Annotated in this window: 17 protein-coding genes; 9 read left to right on the top strand and 8 right to left on the bottom strand. The window is 45.3% G+C overall.

Annotated elements, in window-relative coordinates:
* Window positions 1–11: 11 nt before the first annotated feature.
* The 3 genes from estB to rubA all read right to left on the bottom strand — a co-directional run bounded on the left by estB (window position 12) and on the right by rubA (window position 2423).
* Window positions 12–947 carry an esterase EstB gene (estB, locus tag PAE54_RS03365; protein WP_273777233.1) on the bottom strand — a complete coding sequence of 312 codons (936 nt, stop codon included), beginning with the start codon at window positions 945–947 and terminating at the stop codon, window positions 12–14.
* A gap of 56 nt (window positions 948–1003) precedes the next feature.
* Window positions 1004–2197 carry a rubredoxin reductase RubB gene (gene rubB, locus PAE54_RS03360; protein WP_326518425.1) on the bottom strand — a complete coding sequence of 398 codons (1194 nt, stop codon included), beginning with the start codon at window positions 2195–2197 and terminating at the stop codon, window positions 1004–1006.
* Between the two features lie 61 nt (window positions 2198–2258).
* Window positions 2259–2423, bottom strand: a complete 165-nt coding sequence (rubA, locus tag PAE54_RS03355) for a rubredoxin RubA (RefSeq protein WP_273777231.1) — start codon at window positions 2421–2423, stop codon at window positions 2259–2261.
* 489 nt (window positions 2424–2912) lie between these two features.
* On the opposite strand from rubA, the gene PAE54_RS03350 reads away from it, so the two are divergent.
* Window positions 2913–3455, top strand: coding sequence for an adenine phosphoribosyltransferase (locus PAE54_RS03350; protein WP_273777230.1), 543 nt, complete (start codon window positions 2913–2915; stop codon window positions 3453–3455).
* 72 nt (window positions 3456–3527) lie between these two features.
* On the opposite strand, the gene PAE54_RS03345 is transcribed toward PAE54_RS03350, so the two are convergent.
* A complete protein-coding gene (locus PAE54_RS03345; RefSeq protein WP_326518424.1) occupies window positions 3528–4040 on the bottom strand; it encodes a YqiA/YcfP family alpha/beta fold hydrolase in 513 nt (170 codons plus the stop codon).
* Between the two features lie 264 nt (window positions 4041–4304).
* Between PAE54_RS03345 and lysS the strand changes: the two genes are divergently transcribed.
* On the top strand, window positions 4305–5834 hold the full coding sequence (lysS, locus tag PAE54_RS03340; RefSeq protein ID WP_326518449.1) for a lysine--tRNA ligase: 1530 nt from the start codon (window positions 4305–4307) through the stop codon (window positions 5832–5834).
* A gap of 53 nt (window positions 5835–5887) precedes the next feature.
* On the opposite strand, the gene PAE54_RS03335 is transcribed toward lysS, so the two are convergent.
* Window positions 5888–6421, bottom strand: coding sequence for a hypothetical protein (locus PAE54_RS03335; protein ID WP_326518423.1), 534 nt, complete (start codon window positions 6419–6421; stop codon window positions 5888–5890).
* A 390-nt stretch (window positions 6422–6811) separates the two neighbouring features.
* Between PAE54_RS03335 and cysD the strand changes: the two genes are divergently transcribed.
* Together cysD and cysN are read left to right on the top strand one after the other, a co-directional pair.
* Window positions 6812–7735: a sulfate adenylyltransferase subunit CysD gene (cysD, locus tag PAE54_RS03330; protein WP_273777227.1), complete on the top strand. Its 924-nt coding sequence runs from the start codon at window positions 6812–6814 to the stop codon at window positions 7733–7735.
* 29 nt (window positions 7736–7764) lie between these two features.
* Window positions 7765–9381, top strand: coding sequence for a sulfate adenylyltransferase subunit CysN (cysN, locus tag PAE54_RS03325; RefSeq protein ID WP_326518422.1), 1617 nt, complete (start codon window positions 7765–7767; stop codon window positions 9379–9381).
* A gap of 59 nt (window positions 9382–9440) precedes the next feature.
* On the opposite strand, the gene benE is transcribed toward cysN, so the two are convergent.
* Window positions 9441–10643, bottom strand: a complete 1203-nt coding sequence (benE, locus tag PAE54_RS03320) for a benzoate/H(+) symporter BenE (protein WP_442784374.1) — start codon at window positions 10641–10643, stop codon at window positions 9441–9443.
* Between the two features lie 205 nt (window positions 10644–10848).
* Here benE and PAE54_RS03315 point away from each other — a divergent pair, with 205 nt between their 5' ends.
* Entirely contained in the window at window positions 10849–11826 is a 978-nt protein-coding gene (locus PAE54_RS03315; RefSeq protein WP_326518420.1) for a LysR family transcriptional regulator, read from the top strand.
* A 33-nt stretch (window positions 11827–11859) separates the two neighbouring features.
* Here the strand turns inward: PAE54_RS03315 and PAE54_RS03310 are convergent, their stop codons facing one another.
* Window positions 11860–12186, bottom strand: a complete 327-nt coding sequence (locus PAE54_RS03310) for a thioredoxin family protein (protein WP_326518419.1) — start codon at window positions 12184–12186, stop codon at window positions 11860–11862.
* 132 nt (window positions 12187–12318) lie between these two features.
* Between PAE54_RS03310 and PAE54_RS03305 the strand changes: the two genes are divergently transcribed.
* Window positions 12319–13311, top strand: a complete 993-nt coding sequence (locus PAE54_RS03305; protein ID WP_326518418.1) for an NAD(P)H-quinone oxidoreductase — start codon at window positions 12319–12321, stop codon at window positions 13309–13311.
* A gap of 61 nt (window positions 13312–13372) precedes the next feature.
* On the opposite strand, the gene trpS is transcribed toward PAE54_RS03305, so the two are convergent.
* A complete protein-coding gene (gene trpS, locus PAE54_RS03300) occupies window positions 13373–14386 on the bottom strand; it encodes a tryptophan--tRNA ligase (protein WP_273777221.1) in 1014 nt (337 codons plus the stop codon).
* Between the two features lie 203 nt (window positions 14387–14589).
* On the opposite strand from trpS, the gene PAE54_RS03295 reads away from it, so the two are divergent.
* From PAE54_RS03295 to PAE54_RS03285, 3 genes are all read left to right on the top strand, one after another.
* On the top strand, window positions 14590–15510 hold the full coding sequence (locus PAE54_RS03295; RefSeq protein ID WP_326518417.1) for a DUF808 domain-containing protein: 921 nt from the start codon (window positions 14590–14592) through the stop codon (window positions 15508–15510).
* Window positions 15511–15578: 68 nt separating this feature from the next.
* The gene (gene ypfJ, locus PAE54_RS03290; protein WP_326518416.1) at window positions 15579–16478 is read left to right on the top strand and encodes a KPN_02809 family neutral zinc metallopeptidase; all 900 of its coding nucleotides are present in this window, start codon (window positions 15579–15581) and stop codon (window positions 16476–16478) included.
* 237 nt (window positions 16479–16715) lie between these two features.
* A complete protein-coding gene (locus PAE54_RS03285) occupies window positions 16716–18215 on the top strand; it encodes a cation:proton antiporter (RefSeq protein WP_326518415.1) in 1500 nt (499 codons plus the stop codon).
* Window positions 18216–18260 lie beyond the last annotated feature (45 nt).

Raw genomic sequence — 18260 nt, 5'->3', positions numbered from 1 at the left:
TGTCCTAATGTTTATTTAAAGTGATGAGCAAATAAACCGCTAATTTGAGGTATGAAATGCGGGGGAATATCATGCCCCATTCCATGAATTAATTCAAATTTTGCGCCTGAGATCGCTTTCGCAACAGCTTTACCATGACTTGGCGGGAGCAAACGGTCTTGCGAACCATGTACGATCAACGTCGGTTGCGCGATCTGTTTGTCCAGTTGAAGCAAGGAGCCCGTACATAATATTGCTAAAAACTGTTGAAGTACACCCGCCGGGTAATAACTGCGTTGATATAATTTTCGTGCAGTTTGAATGGCTTCAATTGGATTGATATGGCCGGGTGAACCAATCAGGTTAAACAGTTTGAGGCTATGGTCAATAATGCCCGCCTCATCATTCGAGGCTGGTTTCTCTAGTAAACTGAGTAATTGTTTTGGAAAAGGTGGAGGTAAAAGAGGCTGGTTGTTACTGGTAAACATCAAGCCTAGTTTGTTGACTTTTTCTGGATATTTAGCGGCCAGGATTTGTGCGATCATTCCCCCCATGGACGCCCCGAGTACATAGACCTGATCGAGTTGTAACTGTTCAGTCAGTAAAGCGGCATCATCTGCCATATCATGCAGGGTATAAGGGGCACCCTGATTTTCGAGACCGAGTGCAAAACGTCCCATCAGTTTGATGGTGTTGAGCGGCGGACCTTGATGTGGAACTTTGGAGGAAAGTCCAATATCACGATTATCAAAGCGGATGACACGAAAACCTTGATCGATCAGGGACTTGCATAAAAAATCAGGCCAGTAAAGCATTTGTGCACCCAGGCCCATGATTAACAGAACTGCTGGATGCTCGGGATGACCGCCCACTTCAACATGCAGGGTAATGCCATTGCCCAGTTCGACTTTGGTTTCCTGCATGAATGGGGTATAAGGAGACACACTAAACTGCAAAGCACTGTTCATGTTGAGCGCCCTCTCTATAAAGGACATTTTAAATAAATGTCCTTTATATTAAACGCTTAAACTGCAGCAGGAATCAAGTCTGGCACCAGTTTGGTCAAGGCCAGTCGCTGTTTGGCTGCTGTTGCACCGAGCAGGACAAAACCGCGTAAAGTGCCTTCGCTATCAAAAGCTTTGGCAATCATGCCATCGTCAAATTCTTCAGTTTCCCAGTTCACATCCACATCGGTGGGTGCCGGCAATACCGTTAAAGGGGCCGCCGGGGTTTTTACTGCGACAGGCATTGCTGGGTAATGAACATGCGTGCTTTGACCGGTCAGGGTTTTGGCCAGTGCGCGAGCCTGTTGCATGATAGGCATGACATACGGCAACAAAGTGCCATTCACTTCTGCACAGTCACCGACTGCATAAATATCAGGCTGATTGGTTTCCAGCAGGCTGTTGGTCAAAATGCCACGACTGGTATGAATCCCACCAGTTTTCGCTAAAGCAATATTTGGTTGTAAGCCCACGGCACTGAGTACAATATCCGCCACCAGACTATGGCCATTGGCTAACATGACCGCATAATCTTCACCATTGTTGATTTTGGTGACTTTTTCGACCGTCGTGGCAAGGATAAACTTGATTCCGCTGTCTTCTAGATTTTTCTGGAACTCTTCAGCGACATAAGCCGGTAATAAACGACCTAAAGGCAACGGTGACAGGTCAATCACCGTGACATCGTGACCGGTGTTTTGCAAATCATTGGCAAACTCACAGCCAATCAGTCCAGCGCCTAAAATGACCACACGCTTGTCTTTGCGTTTTTCAAGATTTTCCCGGAAAGCACGATAATCATTCAATGAGTTCACCACATGAATGTCATCACTGCCATCTCCTGCGATGGCGAGGCGAATCGGATTTGCGCCAACAGCCAAGATCAGTTTTGAGTAGGCTTGGGTGCTGCTTTCACCGTCTTTTTCCAATAAGAGTTCATGCTGTTCGCTATGGATTTGCTTAACCCAGGTATGGGTCTCAATGCGCATGTTGAGCTGTGCACTCATTTTTGCAGCATCGCCTAATGCGATATTTTCAGGTGTTTTTTTGCCGACCAAGGCATTGGATAAAGTTGGTTTTGCGTAGTTGGCAGCATCATCGGCGCAAATCATCACCAGCGCTTGTTCAGGGCTCAGTTTGCGGATTTCACGCGCCACGGTATAACCCGCCATGCCTGAACCAATAATAACGATAGGATGAAGATTATTTTGCATAGATAAAATCTCGGCAGGTGGCATAAAAAAAGACCATGAAAACATGGTCTTTGATTCTCAATTAGACTTCAATCATTTCAAAATCTGCTTTGGAGACGCCACAGTCTGGGCAGGTCCAATCTTCTGGTACATCTTCCCATTTTGTACCTGGAGCAATGCCATCTTGCGGCCAACCGAGTGCTTCATCATAAATCCATCCACACACGATGCATTGATACTTTTTCATTCAATTCTCCCAACACTGATGGCTATAGCGGATTTTTTACCATTCACCGCAATAAGGTTTAAACATATGACCATTGCCATAGATTAATTGAATTTTTACGCAGTTCTATCGGCAAAGTAAAGTGAATCTCAGCGATTCTCCTGCGTTGCCGGCAGAATTATTTTGAGATCGTACGATAAATTTTCTATGAGGATTCAATTGAGGGTTATAGAGAAAGCTAGAGTTCGGAGAGGGGGGGTCTATAATCATCTGAAAAAGGTGCAAAATGGTTAATTTAGACCATGGTCTAACAGCTAAAAATGAACTTTTCATGTAATCTATAATAATTAAATCATATACCCAATATAATTTAAAAAAATGGTTGTAATAAAATCAATAATTTATATAAATAACTAAATTTCCAAGTGTCTTAATTATCCTTTTTTGGCTAGGCATTGATCATTTTAAACGTTAAAATTTGTGCGTCTTCTTATTTTGCTTTCCTCTCCCATGATGAATTTGTCAGCTACACTTTGGTCGAATATCCGTACAGTGCAAGATTTCCCAAAACCAGGTATCTGCTTTTATGATCTTACACCGTTGTTTATGCAAAATTTGGCTTCATTGGCGGATGCATTAATTGCAAACATGCCGCAGGACATGTTGGATGAAGTAGAAAGTTTTGTTGCTGTAGAAGCACGTGGTTTTGTGTTGGCCAGTTTGCTCGCTCAGCGTTTAGAAAAGGGCCTACTTTTGGTTCGTAAAGCAGGTAAACTGCCACCGCCAGTGGTGGGTGTGGGTTATAGCTTGGAATATGGTGTCGACCGTTTGGAAATGGCAGCTGATGTAGCACCACAAAAAGTCATCATTGTGGATGACGTTTTGGCGACGGGTGGTACGTTAAAAGCGGTGCGTCAATTGGCCGAGAAATGTGAGCATACTGTTTTAGGTGCGAGCATTTTGTTGGATTTACCGCATATGCACCGTGACTTAGGCTTACCGATCTGGCCAGTACTCAATACGACACAGGCTGAAGCCAAAAAAGTTGCTTAAGTCATATCATTTAAAAAGTCTTGTTTGTACAAGGCTTTTTTTATGCCTGAATTTTGAGAAACTCGGCATCCATTACAAAGTGGCTGATAACAGCTGTTTGCTGACTTGTTCAATTAAACCATTGGTGTTTTCGGGATGCTCAAGACGGTGATGTCCGCCGGCAAAGGTTTCGATCAGCATAAAGGGTTCAAGTTGCGCCAGTACCTGGTTCATATCCAGGATTTCATCGCCAAGTTCCAAATAGGCCATTTGCGGAATGTCATGATCCAGATCCTGCTCATTGATTGGGGGGTAGTCATCACGAAAATCGGGAGATAAGTTCGGATTGGCCACCACTGCTGCCAGCCCATGCTGTGCTGACATTTTTAATGCCCAATAGCCCCCCAAGCAATGACCGACCAGCAGTTGGGGTTTAATTTTGGCAATAATTTCACTGTAGAAGGCTTGTACGGTGGCAAAGTTGAGGTTGCGGTAATCGACTTCAATACAAAACTTGTTGTGAGAATGAATGGCATGGAACTTGGTGGAGTCCTTTGAGGAGTCCAAGCCATGCAAGAACAGAATCTTGATAGTGCTTTCGTTCATTATTATGTCACGCAATCAAAAATAAAAATTAGCAAAGATAAAAAGAAGAAAGCACCGAGAACTTTCATCGACCTTCATTCTACGAACAGCTTTTCGGGCTGCCACTTAGCTATTGGTCTAAGGCAATGGTGCAAAACTGCCCACAAATGTTGTGAAAATGTAAAAATTATTTTTTAGTCGTGTTGTGGTCAATAGATTCGAAATTTTTTGTAATTCTGCTATGCTATACGACTTCTTTTTTATTTAAATTTTTCGAGGCAGATGATGACGCAACACAACGCTCAATCGACTTCTGAACAACAAATTTCCGAAAACGATTTAATTGCACAGCGTCATGCCAAGTTAAAGCAAATTCAAGCGCAGGCGCAAGAAAACGGCACAAGCCCTTGGCCAAATACGTTCAAACGTGAGCATTATGCGGCGGACTTACAAGCCGAGTTTCACGAAAAAAGCAAAGAAGAAATTGAATCAGGTGAAAAAGTCTATGTAAAAGTTGCGGGTCGCGTCATGTTGAACCGTGGCTCTTTCATGGTCATTCAGGACATGAGTGGTCGCATCCAGTTGTATGTGGACCGTAAAGGTTTACCTGAAGCGACATTGGCGATGATTAAGTCACTCGACCTAGGGGACATTATTGCAGCGGAAGGCTATATTGGTCGTTCAGGTAAAGGTGACTTATATGTGCACCTTGAAGCTTGTGAACTGTTGACCAAGTCTTTACGTCCGCTTCCAGACAAATTCCACGGTTTGACCGATACTGAAGTTAAATACCGTAAGCGTTATTTAGACTTGATTGTCAATGAAGAAACACGCCGTACCTTTGAAATTCGTGCCAAAGTGGTTGCTGGTATTCGTCACTATTTGACTCAGCACCGTTTTATGGAAGTGGAAACCCCAATGATGCATATCATTCCGGGTGGTGCTTCAGCGCGTCCGTTCGAAACGCATCATAATGCTTTGGACATGCCACTGTTCTTGCGTATCGCACCAGAGCTTTATTTGAAACGTTTGGTCGTCGGTGGTTTTGAGCGTGTTTTTGAAATCAACCGTAACTTCCGTAATGAAGGCGTATCAACCCGTCATAACCCAGAATTCACCATGATTGAATTCTATCAGGCTTATGCGGATTACAAAGATTTGATGGCCTTGACTGAAGACATGCTGGAAAAACTGGCGCACGATATTTTGGGTTCAACCGATGTGCCGTATCAGGGTGAAGTATTCCATTTCAAAGGTCCATACAAAAAGATTTCCATGTTTGATGCGATCCTTGAACATAATCCGGAATTTACTCCTGAAAATGTTGGTGACCGTGAGTTCCTGGCGAAGTTCATTAAAGAGGTGTTGAAAGAAGAAGTGAAACCTTCTTTCGGCTTGGGTAAATTGCAGACCATCGTGTTTGAAGAAACCGTCGAGACTAAATTACGTCAGCCAACCTTCATTACCGAATATCCAGCGGAAACTTCGCCTCTGGCACGCCGTAATGATGAAAACCCGCACATCACTGATCGTTTCGAGTTCTTTATCGGTGGTCGTGAACTGGCGAATGGTTTCAGCGAGCTGAATGACCCGATTGATCAGGCAGAACGCTTCCAGGCGCAAGTTGCTGAAAAAGATGCCGGTGATGATGAAGCGATGCATTATGATGCCGAGTTTGTTGAAGCGTTGGAATACGGTCTTCCTCCGACCGCAGGTGAAGGGATCGGCATCGACCGTCTGGTGATGATTTTTGCTGATGCACCAAGTATCCGTGATGTAATCTTGTTCCCGCATATGCGTCGTAAAGAAGCTTAATTTTTCTAGATGCAAAAATCCCCTCAATCGAGGGGATTTTTTATGGCTGTGTATTAGCCATTTAACGCAGCTCGTAAACGTTGTTGCATGTCGAGACTCTGCTGCACAATAAATGATTTCATCCAGTAAATTTGCTCACCCAATGCATTGGTTTGAACTGCGCTATTCAGAAATGCCATCTGTTCCAGTTGGAAAAGTTGACTGTCGAGTGCATCTTGCAAACTTTCTGCATCGCTCATTAAAGGCAGGCGTACCAGATAAAAGCCTTTCGGATAATTATAAAATGCATAAAGGAGGTTAAAGGCACGTTGTTCACCTCTGAGATTGCCCGCGCCGATTTCATAACTTTTATCCTGATTGCTATGGGTAATGCCAATCAGTAATTCAATCTGCTCTTCAACAACTTTGATCCCAAACTGGATCCCGAGCTGATCAGCAGTTTCATCATGCTGGATAAACACATTCTGGTCTTTCTGCTCTAGAGTAAGGGGTTCCTGTAGAACCAGCAGATTGTCTTGCTGATAAATAAAACCTGCCACATGGGCGGCTTCAAGTTGTGTTTTAGTCTGTTGGACAGAAAGCGTCATGATGGGCCCTGTGAAAAAATGCCTTATCTTTTAATGTAAAGGCTTTGTGTATTGAAACAAAGAGTGGATTGTACTGCTAGAGTTTAGAGCGATAAGCTGATTGCTGTTCACAATAACTGGTCAGGGTAGGGAACAAAGCTGAAAACTTGAAGTTTTTAGGTGGGTTGTTTGTATAAATAGAGAGAATAGGTTGTTTATCTTGTATTCTAGGCTAGCCAAGGAATAAAAAGTCACCGGGCCTTTAGACCAAGGTTATATGATGAATTGGAATATCAATATCACAAAAAATGCAAAAGGAATGATTTGTTCATCACTATAATGAATATCATTTGTATGATGCTGAATAAAGCATCACACTCATCTTGAAACACAGATACATCCGGAGTTGTTATGGCAATCGTTCCTCCAACTGAGGAAAGACTTACACATCTTAAACAGTTAGAAGCTGAAAGCATCCACATTATTCGTGAGGTTGCTGCCGAATTTGAAAATCCGGTGATGTTGTATTCGATTGGTAAAGATTCAGCAGTGATGCTGCACCTTGCCTTGAAAGCGTTCTATCCTGCAAAACTACCTTTCCCTTTATTGCATGTCGATACCGGCTGGAAATTCCGCGACATGATCAAGTTCCGTGATGACATGGCCAAAAAACATGGCTTTGATCTGATTGTGCACCAAAATAAGGAAGGGGTGGACGCTGGGATTAATCCGTTTGACCATGGCAGCTCCAAATACACCGACATCATGAAAACTCAAGGTCTGAAACAGGCTTTGGACAAATACGGTTTTGATGCTGCTTTTGGTGGTGCACGTCGTGATGAAGAAAAGTCGCGTGCCAAAGAGCGTGTGTATTCTTTCCGTGACAGCAAACACCGCTGGGATCCAAAAAACCAGCGTCCAGAATTGTGGAATATCTACAACGGTAAAGTGAACAAGGGCGAAAGCATCCGTGTTTTCCCATTGTCGAACTGGACTGAACTGGATATCTGGCAATACATCTATCTTGAGCAGATTCCGTTGGTGCCTTTGTACTTCGCTGCAGAACGTCCTGTGGTGGAGCGTAGCGGTACCTTGATCATGGTGGATGATGAGCGTATGCCACTCCATGAGGGTGAAGTCCCACAAATGAAATCGGTCCGTTTCCGTACCTTGGGTTGTTACCCATTAACGGGTGCAGTGGAATCCACAGCGGATACCTTGCCGGACATTATTCAGGAAATGCTTTTAACCACAAGCTCCGAACGTCAGGGTCGTATGATTGACCATGATGAGGCGGGTTCGATGGAAAAGAAAAAGCAAGAAGGCTATTTCTAAAACGTTTCTAAGATTTGTGGAGCTGAGCTATGTCTCATCAGTCTGAACTGATTAGCCAGGACATTCTGGCCTATTTAAAACAGCACGAAAGTAAAGACCTGTTGCGCTTTTTGACCTGCGGTAACGTCGATGATGGTAAAAGTACCCTGATTGGTCGCTTGCTGTATGATTCAAAACTGATCTATGAAGATCAGTTACAAGCCGTGACCCGTGACAGTAAAAAAGTCGGTACGACCGGTGATGCACCTGACCTTGCATTGCTCGTTGATGGCTTACAAGCGGAACGTGAGCAGGGGATTACTATTGATGTTGCGTACCGTTATTTCTCGACGGAAAAACGCAAGTTTATCATTGCCGATACGCCGGGACACGAACAGTACACGCGTAACATGGCGACCGGTGCATCGACCTGTGACCTGGCGATCATCCTGATTGATGCACGTTATGGTGTACAAACCCAGACCCGCCGTCATACCTATATTGCCAGCCTGCTCGGTATTAAAAATATCGTGGTGGCGATCAATAAAATGGATTTGGTGGAATTCTCTGAAGCACGTTTCAACGAGATTCAGGCGCAATATCAGGAATTCGTCAACCAGTTGGGTGACCGCAAACCAAGCAACATTTTGTTCGCGCCAATTTCTGCCTTGAATGGCGATAACGTGGTGAACAAGTCTGCCAATACTCCATGGTATCAAGGTGAAACCTTGATGGGAATTTTGGAAACGGTAGAAATCAACCGTGGTTCTGCCAAGCACGATTTCCGCTTCCCAGTGCAGTATGTCAACCGTCCGAACCTCGATTTCCGTGGTTTTGCTGGTACGATTGCGCTCGGTGATGTCAGCGTGGGTGATGAAATCATTGCACTTCCATCCGGCAAACGTTCAACGATTAAAGAAATTGTGACCTTTGATGGCAATCTGCAACACGCGATTGCTGGTCAGGCGGTGACATTAACCTTGAATGATGAAATTGACGTATCCCGTGGCAACATGCTGGTGCGTGCGGATCAGGAAGCCCCACATATTTCACGCTCAGTGCGTGCCACTGTGGTCTGGATGAATGACCAGCCCCTAGTCATCGGTAAACTGTATAATCTGAAAGTGGGAACACAAACCGTTCCTGCCAAAGTGACTGCAATTAACTACCGCGTGAACGTGAATACACTTGAGCATATGCAGGTGGATCATCTGGATCTCAATGCGATTGCGGATGTGACGATTGAATTTGATGCGCCAGTGGTATTTGACCGTTATCAGGACAGCCGTTATACCGGCGCGTTTATCTTCATTGATCGTTTAAATAACGTGACGATCGGTGCAGGGATGGTGGAAGAGTCGGTCGAGTGGACTGCCCATGCCAAGCCTGTTTCTGCTGAAGACCGTGCAGCGCGTTTAGGACAAAAACCGGCTGCGGTGACTGTACCTGAAAAAGCATTGGAACAGGCGCAAGCGATTGAAAGCCTGCTGTTGCAAAATGGTATCGTCGCCATTGCCAAAGTGGGCTTAACGGCTGAGCAGGTGGCTTTATTGCGTGAAACTGGTATCGTGGTGATTACTGCAGTTGCTGAAGGCACGGATGTTAGCTTGACTGCTGAAACTGCCGAAGAACTGGCTGAACAGATTTTGCCATTGGTTCGTCTATAAGACTGAAACCATGCAATAAAAAACCCGCTTTCGAGCGGGTTTTTTATTTTTCAGATATCTTAATTTTTTGCGGTTTGCAGTTGTTCAGTTGCTTTAACGGCAGCTTCACGTTTGGTCAGAATGAGATGCGCAATCAGGCCAATACAGATGCCCCAAAACACTGAGCTCAAGCCGAGAAAGCTCATGCCTGAAACGGTCGCAATAAAGGTAATCAGTGCACTGTCACGATGTGATTCTTCTTTAATTGCAGTGGTGATATTAGTGGCAATCGCGCCAAGTAATGCTAGTCCAGCCAAAGCCGCAACTAGCTCTTTAGGCAGCAAGCTAAACAGCATCACGATACTACCGGCAAATAGGCCGCCTAAAATATAAAACAGGCCATTGGCAATCCCGGCGATATAACGTTTTTCTTTCAGCTCATGCGCATCTTTACCGGTACATAATGCGGCCGTAATCGCCGCGATGACAATACTAATTCCACCCACTACAGAAACTGCCAGTGAGGCGATACTTGTCATAGTAATAATCGGCTTGGCCGGCGTGTCGTAGCCACTGAGTTTTAAAATGGCCATGCCGGGTAAAAACTGTCCGGACAGACTGACCAGAATTAAGGGTAAGGCAAAGTTAATGGTGGAGGTCCACGTCCATTCCGGTTGAATGAATTGTGGTACGGCAAAGGAGAAATCCATACTGACTGGATTCATCCGTCCCATCAACACCGTCATGGCAATTCCGGCGAGCAACACCCAAATCATGGCATAACGTGGAGAAAAGCGTTTTGCGAGCAAATAACACAGTAACATGCCAAACACCAGATAAGGCATCGAGTTGCTGGCTTTGAACAAGCCTAAGCCAAACTGGAACAGAATACCGGCCATCATTGCTGCAGCAATGCTCGGCGGAATCATTTTCACCAGTTTATCGAAATAGCCACTCCAACCAATCAATAACATCACCACGGCCGCTGTGATATAGGCACCAACCGCTTCATTGAGAGAGAGATCCGGAAACAGCGTGACCAGCAAAGCAGTACCGGGTGCAGACCAGGCGGTAATGATCGGGGTTTTGTATTTGATGGACAGGAAAATCCCGGTAATCGCCGCACCAATCGAAACGCCCCAGATCCAGGAGGCCATCATGGTAGGAGAAACCTGAGCTTGTTGTGCCGCCTGAAAAAAGATAATCAGTGGACCCGCATAGGAAATCAGCACCGCCAAGAAACCTGCGATTGTGGCTGAAATAGACCAGTCCTGTTTTAGCATCCTTAAGATATTGCTCACGACTTCCTCCTTGTGACTCAATGAAATACATCAGCACTCTGTATTGAATGTGCATAATGCAATCAACCGTGTTGCTAAATTTGAATATTGACTATAGGCATCATCATATTCACAAAAAAAACTAATTGAAAACTAATTGTTTTTATCTTATTGATAAGAAATATTTGTATATGAATGGATAAAGTCAATGTTCAGTGAATTAAAGACACTGATTGCGATCAAGCAATATGGTTCGTTTAGTGCCGCCGGACAGCATATTGGTTTGACCCAAGCGGCGGTCAGTGCACAAATGAAATCCCTGGAACAGCAGCTTGGCATTGCCCTGTTTGAGCGAATTGGCCGTAAAGCAGCGCTTAATGTGGAAGGCTTGCGGGTGATTAAACATGCTGAAGAAATTATGCAGCTGGTGGAAAAAATCAAACAGCCTGAATCACTGATTGCATATAAAGGCACCATCAAAATTGGTGCAATTTCCTCGATTCAATCCGGGTTTTTTCCGCAATTACTGAAGAAATTTAAAGACTATCTGCCGTATACCAAAGTCCGGATTTTACCGGGGGTGTCTTTTAATTTACTGAATATGGTGGAAAATGGCGAAATTAACCTCGCGGTGATTATTCGACCGTGTTTTCCCTTGTCCAAAGAGTTCAGTTATTACCCGCTGTGCAAAGAAGCGTTTGTGCTGGTCACGCCGAAGGAGGTCACTGCCACGGACTACAAGGACATCCTGAAAAAATATCCCTTTATCCGTTATGACTGTTCATCATTTGGCGGCAATATCATTAACAATTTTCTGGCCAAACATCAGATTGAGGTACAGGAATTTTTGGAACTCGAAGATGTCGAGGCGATTGTGAAAATGGTGGAAAATGGCTTGGGGGTGGCTCTAATTCCGCATAATACCCCATGGCGTGAACAGCAAAAAAATCTCAATGTCATTCACTTGGGCGAGGAAACCTTTTACCGCGAGTTGATCGTGATCATGAAAAAGTCCAATGAACAATCAATTGTTTCCAGCATGATTTACCGGATTATCCGTGAGCTCGAAGATGAAGAGAAGGCTGCGGCACAATTGAGTGAAACAGATTTTCATCCCTGGTCATCACCACTGAAACATCGTCGAGTGGCAAGTAGTACAAACGCTAAGAAATCTCAATCCAGTTAAGGCAGCATTTTTCCATGCAAATCGCTAATTGAATTAGTCCTCCGCGAGTGCGGCGCGCAGGGTTTTCGCATAGCGTGCCAAAGACTGCAGCCCGCCAATCCGTTCGACAATCACGCCATGCTTAAAAATCAGCAGTGTTGGCAGACCATAGACATTGTAGCGCAGGGTCACAATCGGTGCTTGATCAACATTGACCTGGCCAAATTTAACTTCGTCAAATTGTGCAGCCAATTGTTGCAGACGTAAGTTGAGCAGTCCGCAGGACTCGCACCAAGGCGCATAAAAACCAATCATGGCAACGCCTTCATAGCGTTCAAAATCCGAAAAGTTATCTTCGTTGTATTCCACGATATTTGCCATAAGTTGTTCCTGCTGATCAAATAGTACCGAGATCTGATTATGGATTATAGCCGGTTCTGATGGGTTTTTTCGTGGCAGCGTTTATGTTTAAATCAGGGCTGAAAAAAATACAGTCAACAAGGAATCGCGTGAATGGCACAGGCACACATGCAACAGGTGGTGATTACTGAACCGGGTGGCCCGGAAAAACTGGCAATACAAACGACCGATATTCCGGTTCCAGCAGCCAATGAAGTATTGGTTAAAGTCCATGCCTTTGGTTTGAACCGTCCGGATATTCTGCAACGTCAGGGGCTGTATCCGATGCCGAAAGGCGTCACGCCTGTTCCTGGGCTGGAAGTAGCCGGTGTGGTGGAAGCCGTTGGCAGTGAAGTCAGCGAATTTAAAGTCGGAGATCAAGTCTGCGGTTTGACCAATGGCGGTGGCTATGCCGAGTATTGTGTCGTACCAGCCAGTCAGACGTTGAACATTCCAGCAGGTGTGAGCTTTATTCAGGCTGCGGCGATTCCGGAAACTTTCTTTACCGTTTGGGCCAACCTGTTCCAGATGGGCAAAGCCAAAGCGGGTGAAACCGTGCTGATTCATGGCGGCAGCAGCGGGATCGGGACGACCGCATTGATGTTGTGTAAGGCTTTAGGCATTAAGACCTTTGCCACAGTCGGTTCAGATGAGAAAGTGCAGGCGATTGCGCATTTGACCGATGCCATCAACTATAAAACCGATGATTTCGAAACTTATATCAATGAAAAATCCGACAATCATGGTGTGGATGTCGTGCTGGATATTGTCGGTGCACCTTATTTCGAACGTAACCTGAATTTGCTGCGTAAAGATGGCCGTCTGGTTTATCTGGCATTCTTAGGTGGTGCCAAAGTGAAAGAGGCCAAATTAGGCCCGATCATGATGAAGCGTTTGACCATTACCGGTTCGACCATGCGTGCCCGCAATACCGCAGAAAAAGCGGAAATTGCGCAAGGTCTGAAGGCAGTGGTTTGGCCATTGTTAGCCAAAGGTGAATGTCTGCCAATGATCTACAAAACCTTTAAATTTTCCGAGATTCAACAGGCGCATAGCGCGATGGATACCGGTGATCATATTGGAAAGATCGTGGTTGAAGTCATCTAATTCTATGATCTGAAAGAAAAAATAAACCCGCAATCAGCGGGTTTATTTTTAGAAAAATGACTTAGAAACGGAACAGACCTAAACCATCTTTCACTTCATCCAGGGTCTGCTGGGTGATGATGCGGCATTTTTCCGTACCTTCACGCAACACGTCCATGATGTAATCTGGATCTTTCGACAGTTCATTACGGCGTTCACGGATTGGCCCAATCAAGTCTTTCAGAATACCTTCCAGACGTTTTTTCACCGTACCGTCACCTAAACCACCACGACGATAATGCGCTTTTAGCTCTTCCAGTTCTTCCTTGTTGGTGTCAAAAGCATCCAGATACGTAAACACCACGTTGCCTTCCACCTGACCTGGATCTTCAATACGCAAATGGTTCGGATCGGTGTACATGGCATTGACCGCTTTCTTGATGTCTTTGTCGGTCGCATTCAGCACGATGGTATTGCCCAAAGATTTCGACATTTTCGCTTTGCCATCAAAGCCGGGTAAACGGCCAACATTCGACAATAGCGCTTTACATTCTGGCAGTAAGTCACGACCAATCTGACGGTTGACACGACGCACGATTTCATTGGTCTGTTCGATCATTGGAATCTGGTCTTCACCGACCGGCACGACGGTTGCCTTGAATGCGGTAATGTCTGCCGCTTGAGCGACTGGATAGCACAGGAAGCCGGCTGGAATATCACGCTCGAAGCCACGTAGCTGGATTTCAGACTTGATCGTTGGATTGCGTTCCAAACGCGCCACGGTCACAAAATTGAGGTACAACATGGTCAATTCATTGAGTGCTGGCAAGCAAGATTGCACACAAATCGTAGTCTTGCTTGGATCAATCCCGACTGCTAGATAGTCAGTTGCTACTTCAATCACGTTGCTGCGTACTTTTTCTACGTTATCCGCGTTATCAGTCAATGCTTGGGCATCGGCGAGTAACAAGTGTTGATGATGGCTGTCCTGTAAACCGACACGAGAGCGCAGGGAACCGACAAAATGTCCTAAGTGTAATTGTCCTGTGGTACGGTCGCCCGTCAAAATTACTGGGCGAGTATCTTGATTACTCATTATTGATTCCAAAAGGTAGGGTTACTACAGCATTAATCTAAAGAATGCCGATATTGTAAGGCATAAAATCTGGATTGGGGGGGCTAGCGTAAATACAGACACCAGAAAAAATCTAAAAAAACAGTTTATTCATACAAAGCTGATATATAAAACCAGGCAGGCACTTTAAAATGCCTGAATAAATAAGACACTAGGAATATAACATGGCGAGCAGCTTACTTTTACTGTTAGATGATATTGCGACAATTTTGGATGACGTTGCCATGATGAGCAAAATGGCCACCAAAAAAACCGCGGGGGTTTTGGGGGATGACCTGGCCTTGAATGCGCAGCAGGTCAGTGGAATTCGTGCTGATCGTGAGTTGCCTGTGGTTTGGGGGGTAGCGAAAGGTTCTTTTATTAACAAACTGATTTTGGTGCCATTGGCCTTGTTGATCAGTGTGGTAGCACCGTGGTTGATCAGTCCGCTGTTGGTGATTGGTGGTTTGTTTTTATGTTATGAAGGTGTGGAAAAAGTCATCCACTCCCTGCACAAGAAAAAGCCGCATACGGCTGAAGAAGCCAAAGCCGAGCTGATTCAGGAAGAGATAGATCTGGAAACCTTTGAAAAAGAAAAAATCAAGGGGGCTGTCCGTACCGATTTTATTCTGTCAGCTGAGATTGTGGTGATTACGCTAGGTACTGTAGCGACAGCGAGCTTTATGCAAAAGGTTTCAGTGCTGAGTGTGATTGCCATCATTATGACCATTGGTGTGTATGGTTTAGTCGCGATGATTGTAAAAATTGACGATTTGGGTTTGTATTTGTCACAACAACATGCACAAATGAAACAAAATTTAGGTCGTGCACTGTTGGCTTTTGCGCCAATCTTAATGAAAACCCTGTCGATTGTGGGAACGGTCGCGATGTTCCTGGTGGGTGGGGGCATTATTAGCCATGCTGTACCTTTGATTCATCACTTTAGCGAACATACGGCAGACAGCGCGGAACTGATTCCAAATGTCGGAAACGTGATTGGAGCAATCACACCGACCCTGCTGAATCTGGGACTAGGCTTGATTGCAGGCTTCCTGGTGCTGCTATTGGTGGGTACAGTACAAAAATTCTGGCCGAAATCATCATAATTAAACCCGTAAAGCACGCTGATCTGGCCAGAAATCCTCATTGATAATAACCAAAAAGGATGATGCTTATGCGTTGGAAAGGTCGTCGTGTTAGTACAAATTTGGAAGACCGTCGTGGTGGCGCTGGTGCCAAAGCTGGCGGCATCAGTATTTTGGGTTTGATCGTGGCTTTTGTGGCCTGGAAGTTTTTTGGTGTTGATCCGCAACAGGCCTATCAGGCGACCCAACAGGTCACGGCTCAACAATCTACTGCTTCAGCACTGGAAAATCCCACACCGGAACAGCAGGAAGCTGCAAATTTTGTGGGTACAATTCTGGCGGATACCGAAGATACCTGGACTCCAATTTTTAAACAGAAGGGTGCCCAGTATCAGTCACCCAAACTGGTGTTGTTTAGTGGCGTAGTGAACTCGGGTTGTGGTACGGCTCAATCCGCGATGGGACCGTTCTATTGCCCAGCCGACCAGAAAGTCTATATCGACACCAGCTTCTTCCAGCAGATGCGCCAAGAGCTTGGGGTATCCGGTGAGCAGAACCAGACCGAACTGTCCCGACGCGATCAGGCCGGTGATTTTGCCCAAGCCTATGTGATTGCGCATGAGGTTGGACATCATATCCAGACCATTACCGGTATTTCCGAGCAAGTGCAGCAACAGCGCAGTCAAGTCGGCAAAGTGGAAGCCAATCAGCTTTCGGTACGACAAGAATTACAGGCGGACTGTTTTGCCGGCATCTGGGCGCACCATAATCAGCAGCGTACTCAGTTCCTTGAGCAGGGGGATATTGCTGAAGCCATGGATGCAGCACATAAAATTGGCGATGACTATTTACAAAAACGTTCAACCGGGCAAGTCGTTCCGGATAGCTTTACCCATGGCAGTAGTGAACAACGCCAGCGCTGGTTTGAACGGGGCTGGCAAACTGGCGATATGCAACAGTGTGATACGTTCTCTGTTCGTCAGCTTTAACCCGGATCAGAAAAAAGCACGCTCTAGCGTGTTTTTTTATGCCTAGAGGAAGAGGGTCTTATTCTTTCGGTTAGTTTCAAGGGGGGGGATTGGGTAAGGTTAAACTACAGTGGAATATCAACAGGATTTGTAGAAATTTCAAATACAACGATGGTGGAGTTGGAAAATTGTTTTACACTGAAGGCTGATTATCACCTGTGATCATGCCCGCATGATGACGCAGACCGGACAGGGAATATGGGCAATTTTTTCTTTCTGCAAGCCTTTACCGTTATTTTTGCACTTTCCATTGCGACGACCATTTTTAACAAACGCATTCTGGGTTTTCCGCAAGCGATCGGGGTGCCGATTGTTTCTGCGATTTTCGTCTTTATTTTGCAGTGGGGTGCCAGCCTGTTGCATGGCAACCAGTTTATTACCATCAATATTCATAATATTGAGGAAGCTGTCCGGCATATTGATTTCTATGATTTTCTGATCAATGGCGTCATTTGTTTTATCCTGACCTCTTCGGCATTAAAGTTCAAAATCTCGGATTTGCGCAGCCACTGGAAGCCGATCGGGATTTTGGCCAGCATTGCCTTGGTGCTGTGTGCAGTATTCTTTGCCGGTATGGTGTATGGCTTCCAGATGCTGCTTGGTCATCCGGTTCCAATTCTGGTGTTGTTGTTGCTTGGCGCAGCCTTAGGGGCCACAGACCCGATCGGGATTAAAGGGGTGCTCAGCTCGGTACGGGCACCGCATCATTTGATGGTGAAGCTGGAAGGGGAATCCTTATTTAATGATGCCATGTGTATTGCCTTGTTTATGACGCTACTGTATGTGTTACAGGGCGAACATTTTTCCTTGGTGGGAACGCTGGAAACTTTGCTTTACGAAATCATCGTTGCGGTGATTATTGGCTGGGGCTTTGGTCAGGCGATTTTGCGTCTGCTGCGTGGCAAGCATGAAATGGAATCTTTGATCCTCACGACTGCTTTATTGGCGTCTGGTTCTTATCTGGTAGCATTATTGGCACATGCTTCGGCTCCGATTGCCTGTGTCATTGGGGGCTTGATTGTCGGTAATCGCTGGAAAGATATCCTGGAAGCACGTGAGATTCGTGAGATTAACCATTTCTGGCATACGGTTGAAGGTATTATTAATTCTTTCCTGTTCACCTTGATTGGTCTGGAGCTGTTTATTCTGGATTTGAGCATCAGCCTGATTCTGGGCGGGATTTTTGCCTTCTTGATGCTGCATTTATCCCGTTTCGTGGGGAATTATCTGTCTTTTGCCTTTTTTCCGTCTTTTCGAAGCAAAAGTTACAATGGCAGTTTGATGATTTTATCCTGGGGCGGGGTACGCGGTGGGATTTCGCTGGCATTGATTTTAGCAGTGGCCAACGTACCCGAATTACGTCCTTACAGCAGTATTTTGATTGGCTATGCTTTTATTAGCGTACTGTTATCTGGTGTAGTGTGTGGCTTAGGTTTACCGGCGGTGATGAATGCCTTTTATTACAATCCTGATGAAGAAACGGAAGGCTTTAAAGGCTGGTATCAGCGCTTATGTCACAAACTGAACCGCAAGGGCTTTAAATATATTGTCAGTGAAGATGCGCAGGGTAATGAGATTATTACCATCTATAAACCGGAAGGATTGGTGGATGTAAAAGCTGAAGATGGTGTTGCAGCTGTCTACCATCCTGAAAAAGTGCAAGAAGTGCAGCGTTTGGAAAATCCTAATAACTTCTGATGGCTTAAAAGAGGCTTACATGCTTTTAGGGATTTGCAGGGCTGA

It is taken from the genome of Acinetobacter minutum (genome assembly GCF_035916735.1).
Classification (GTDB): Bacteria; Pseudomonadota; Gammaproteobacteria; order Pseudomonadales; family Moraxellaceae; genus Acinetobacter.
The sequence above is the reverse complement of the archived record's forward strand: the minus strand, read 5'-3'. Positions and strand labels throughout refer to the sequence as shown.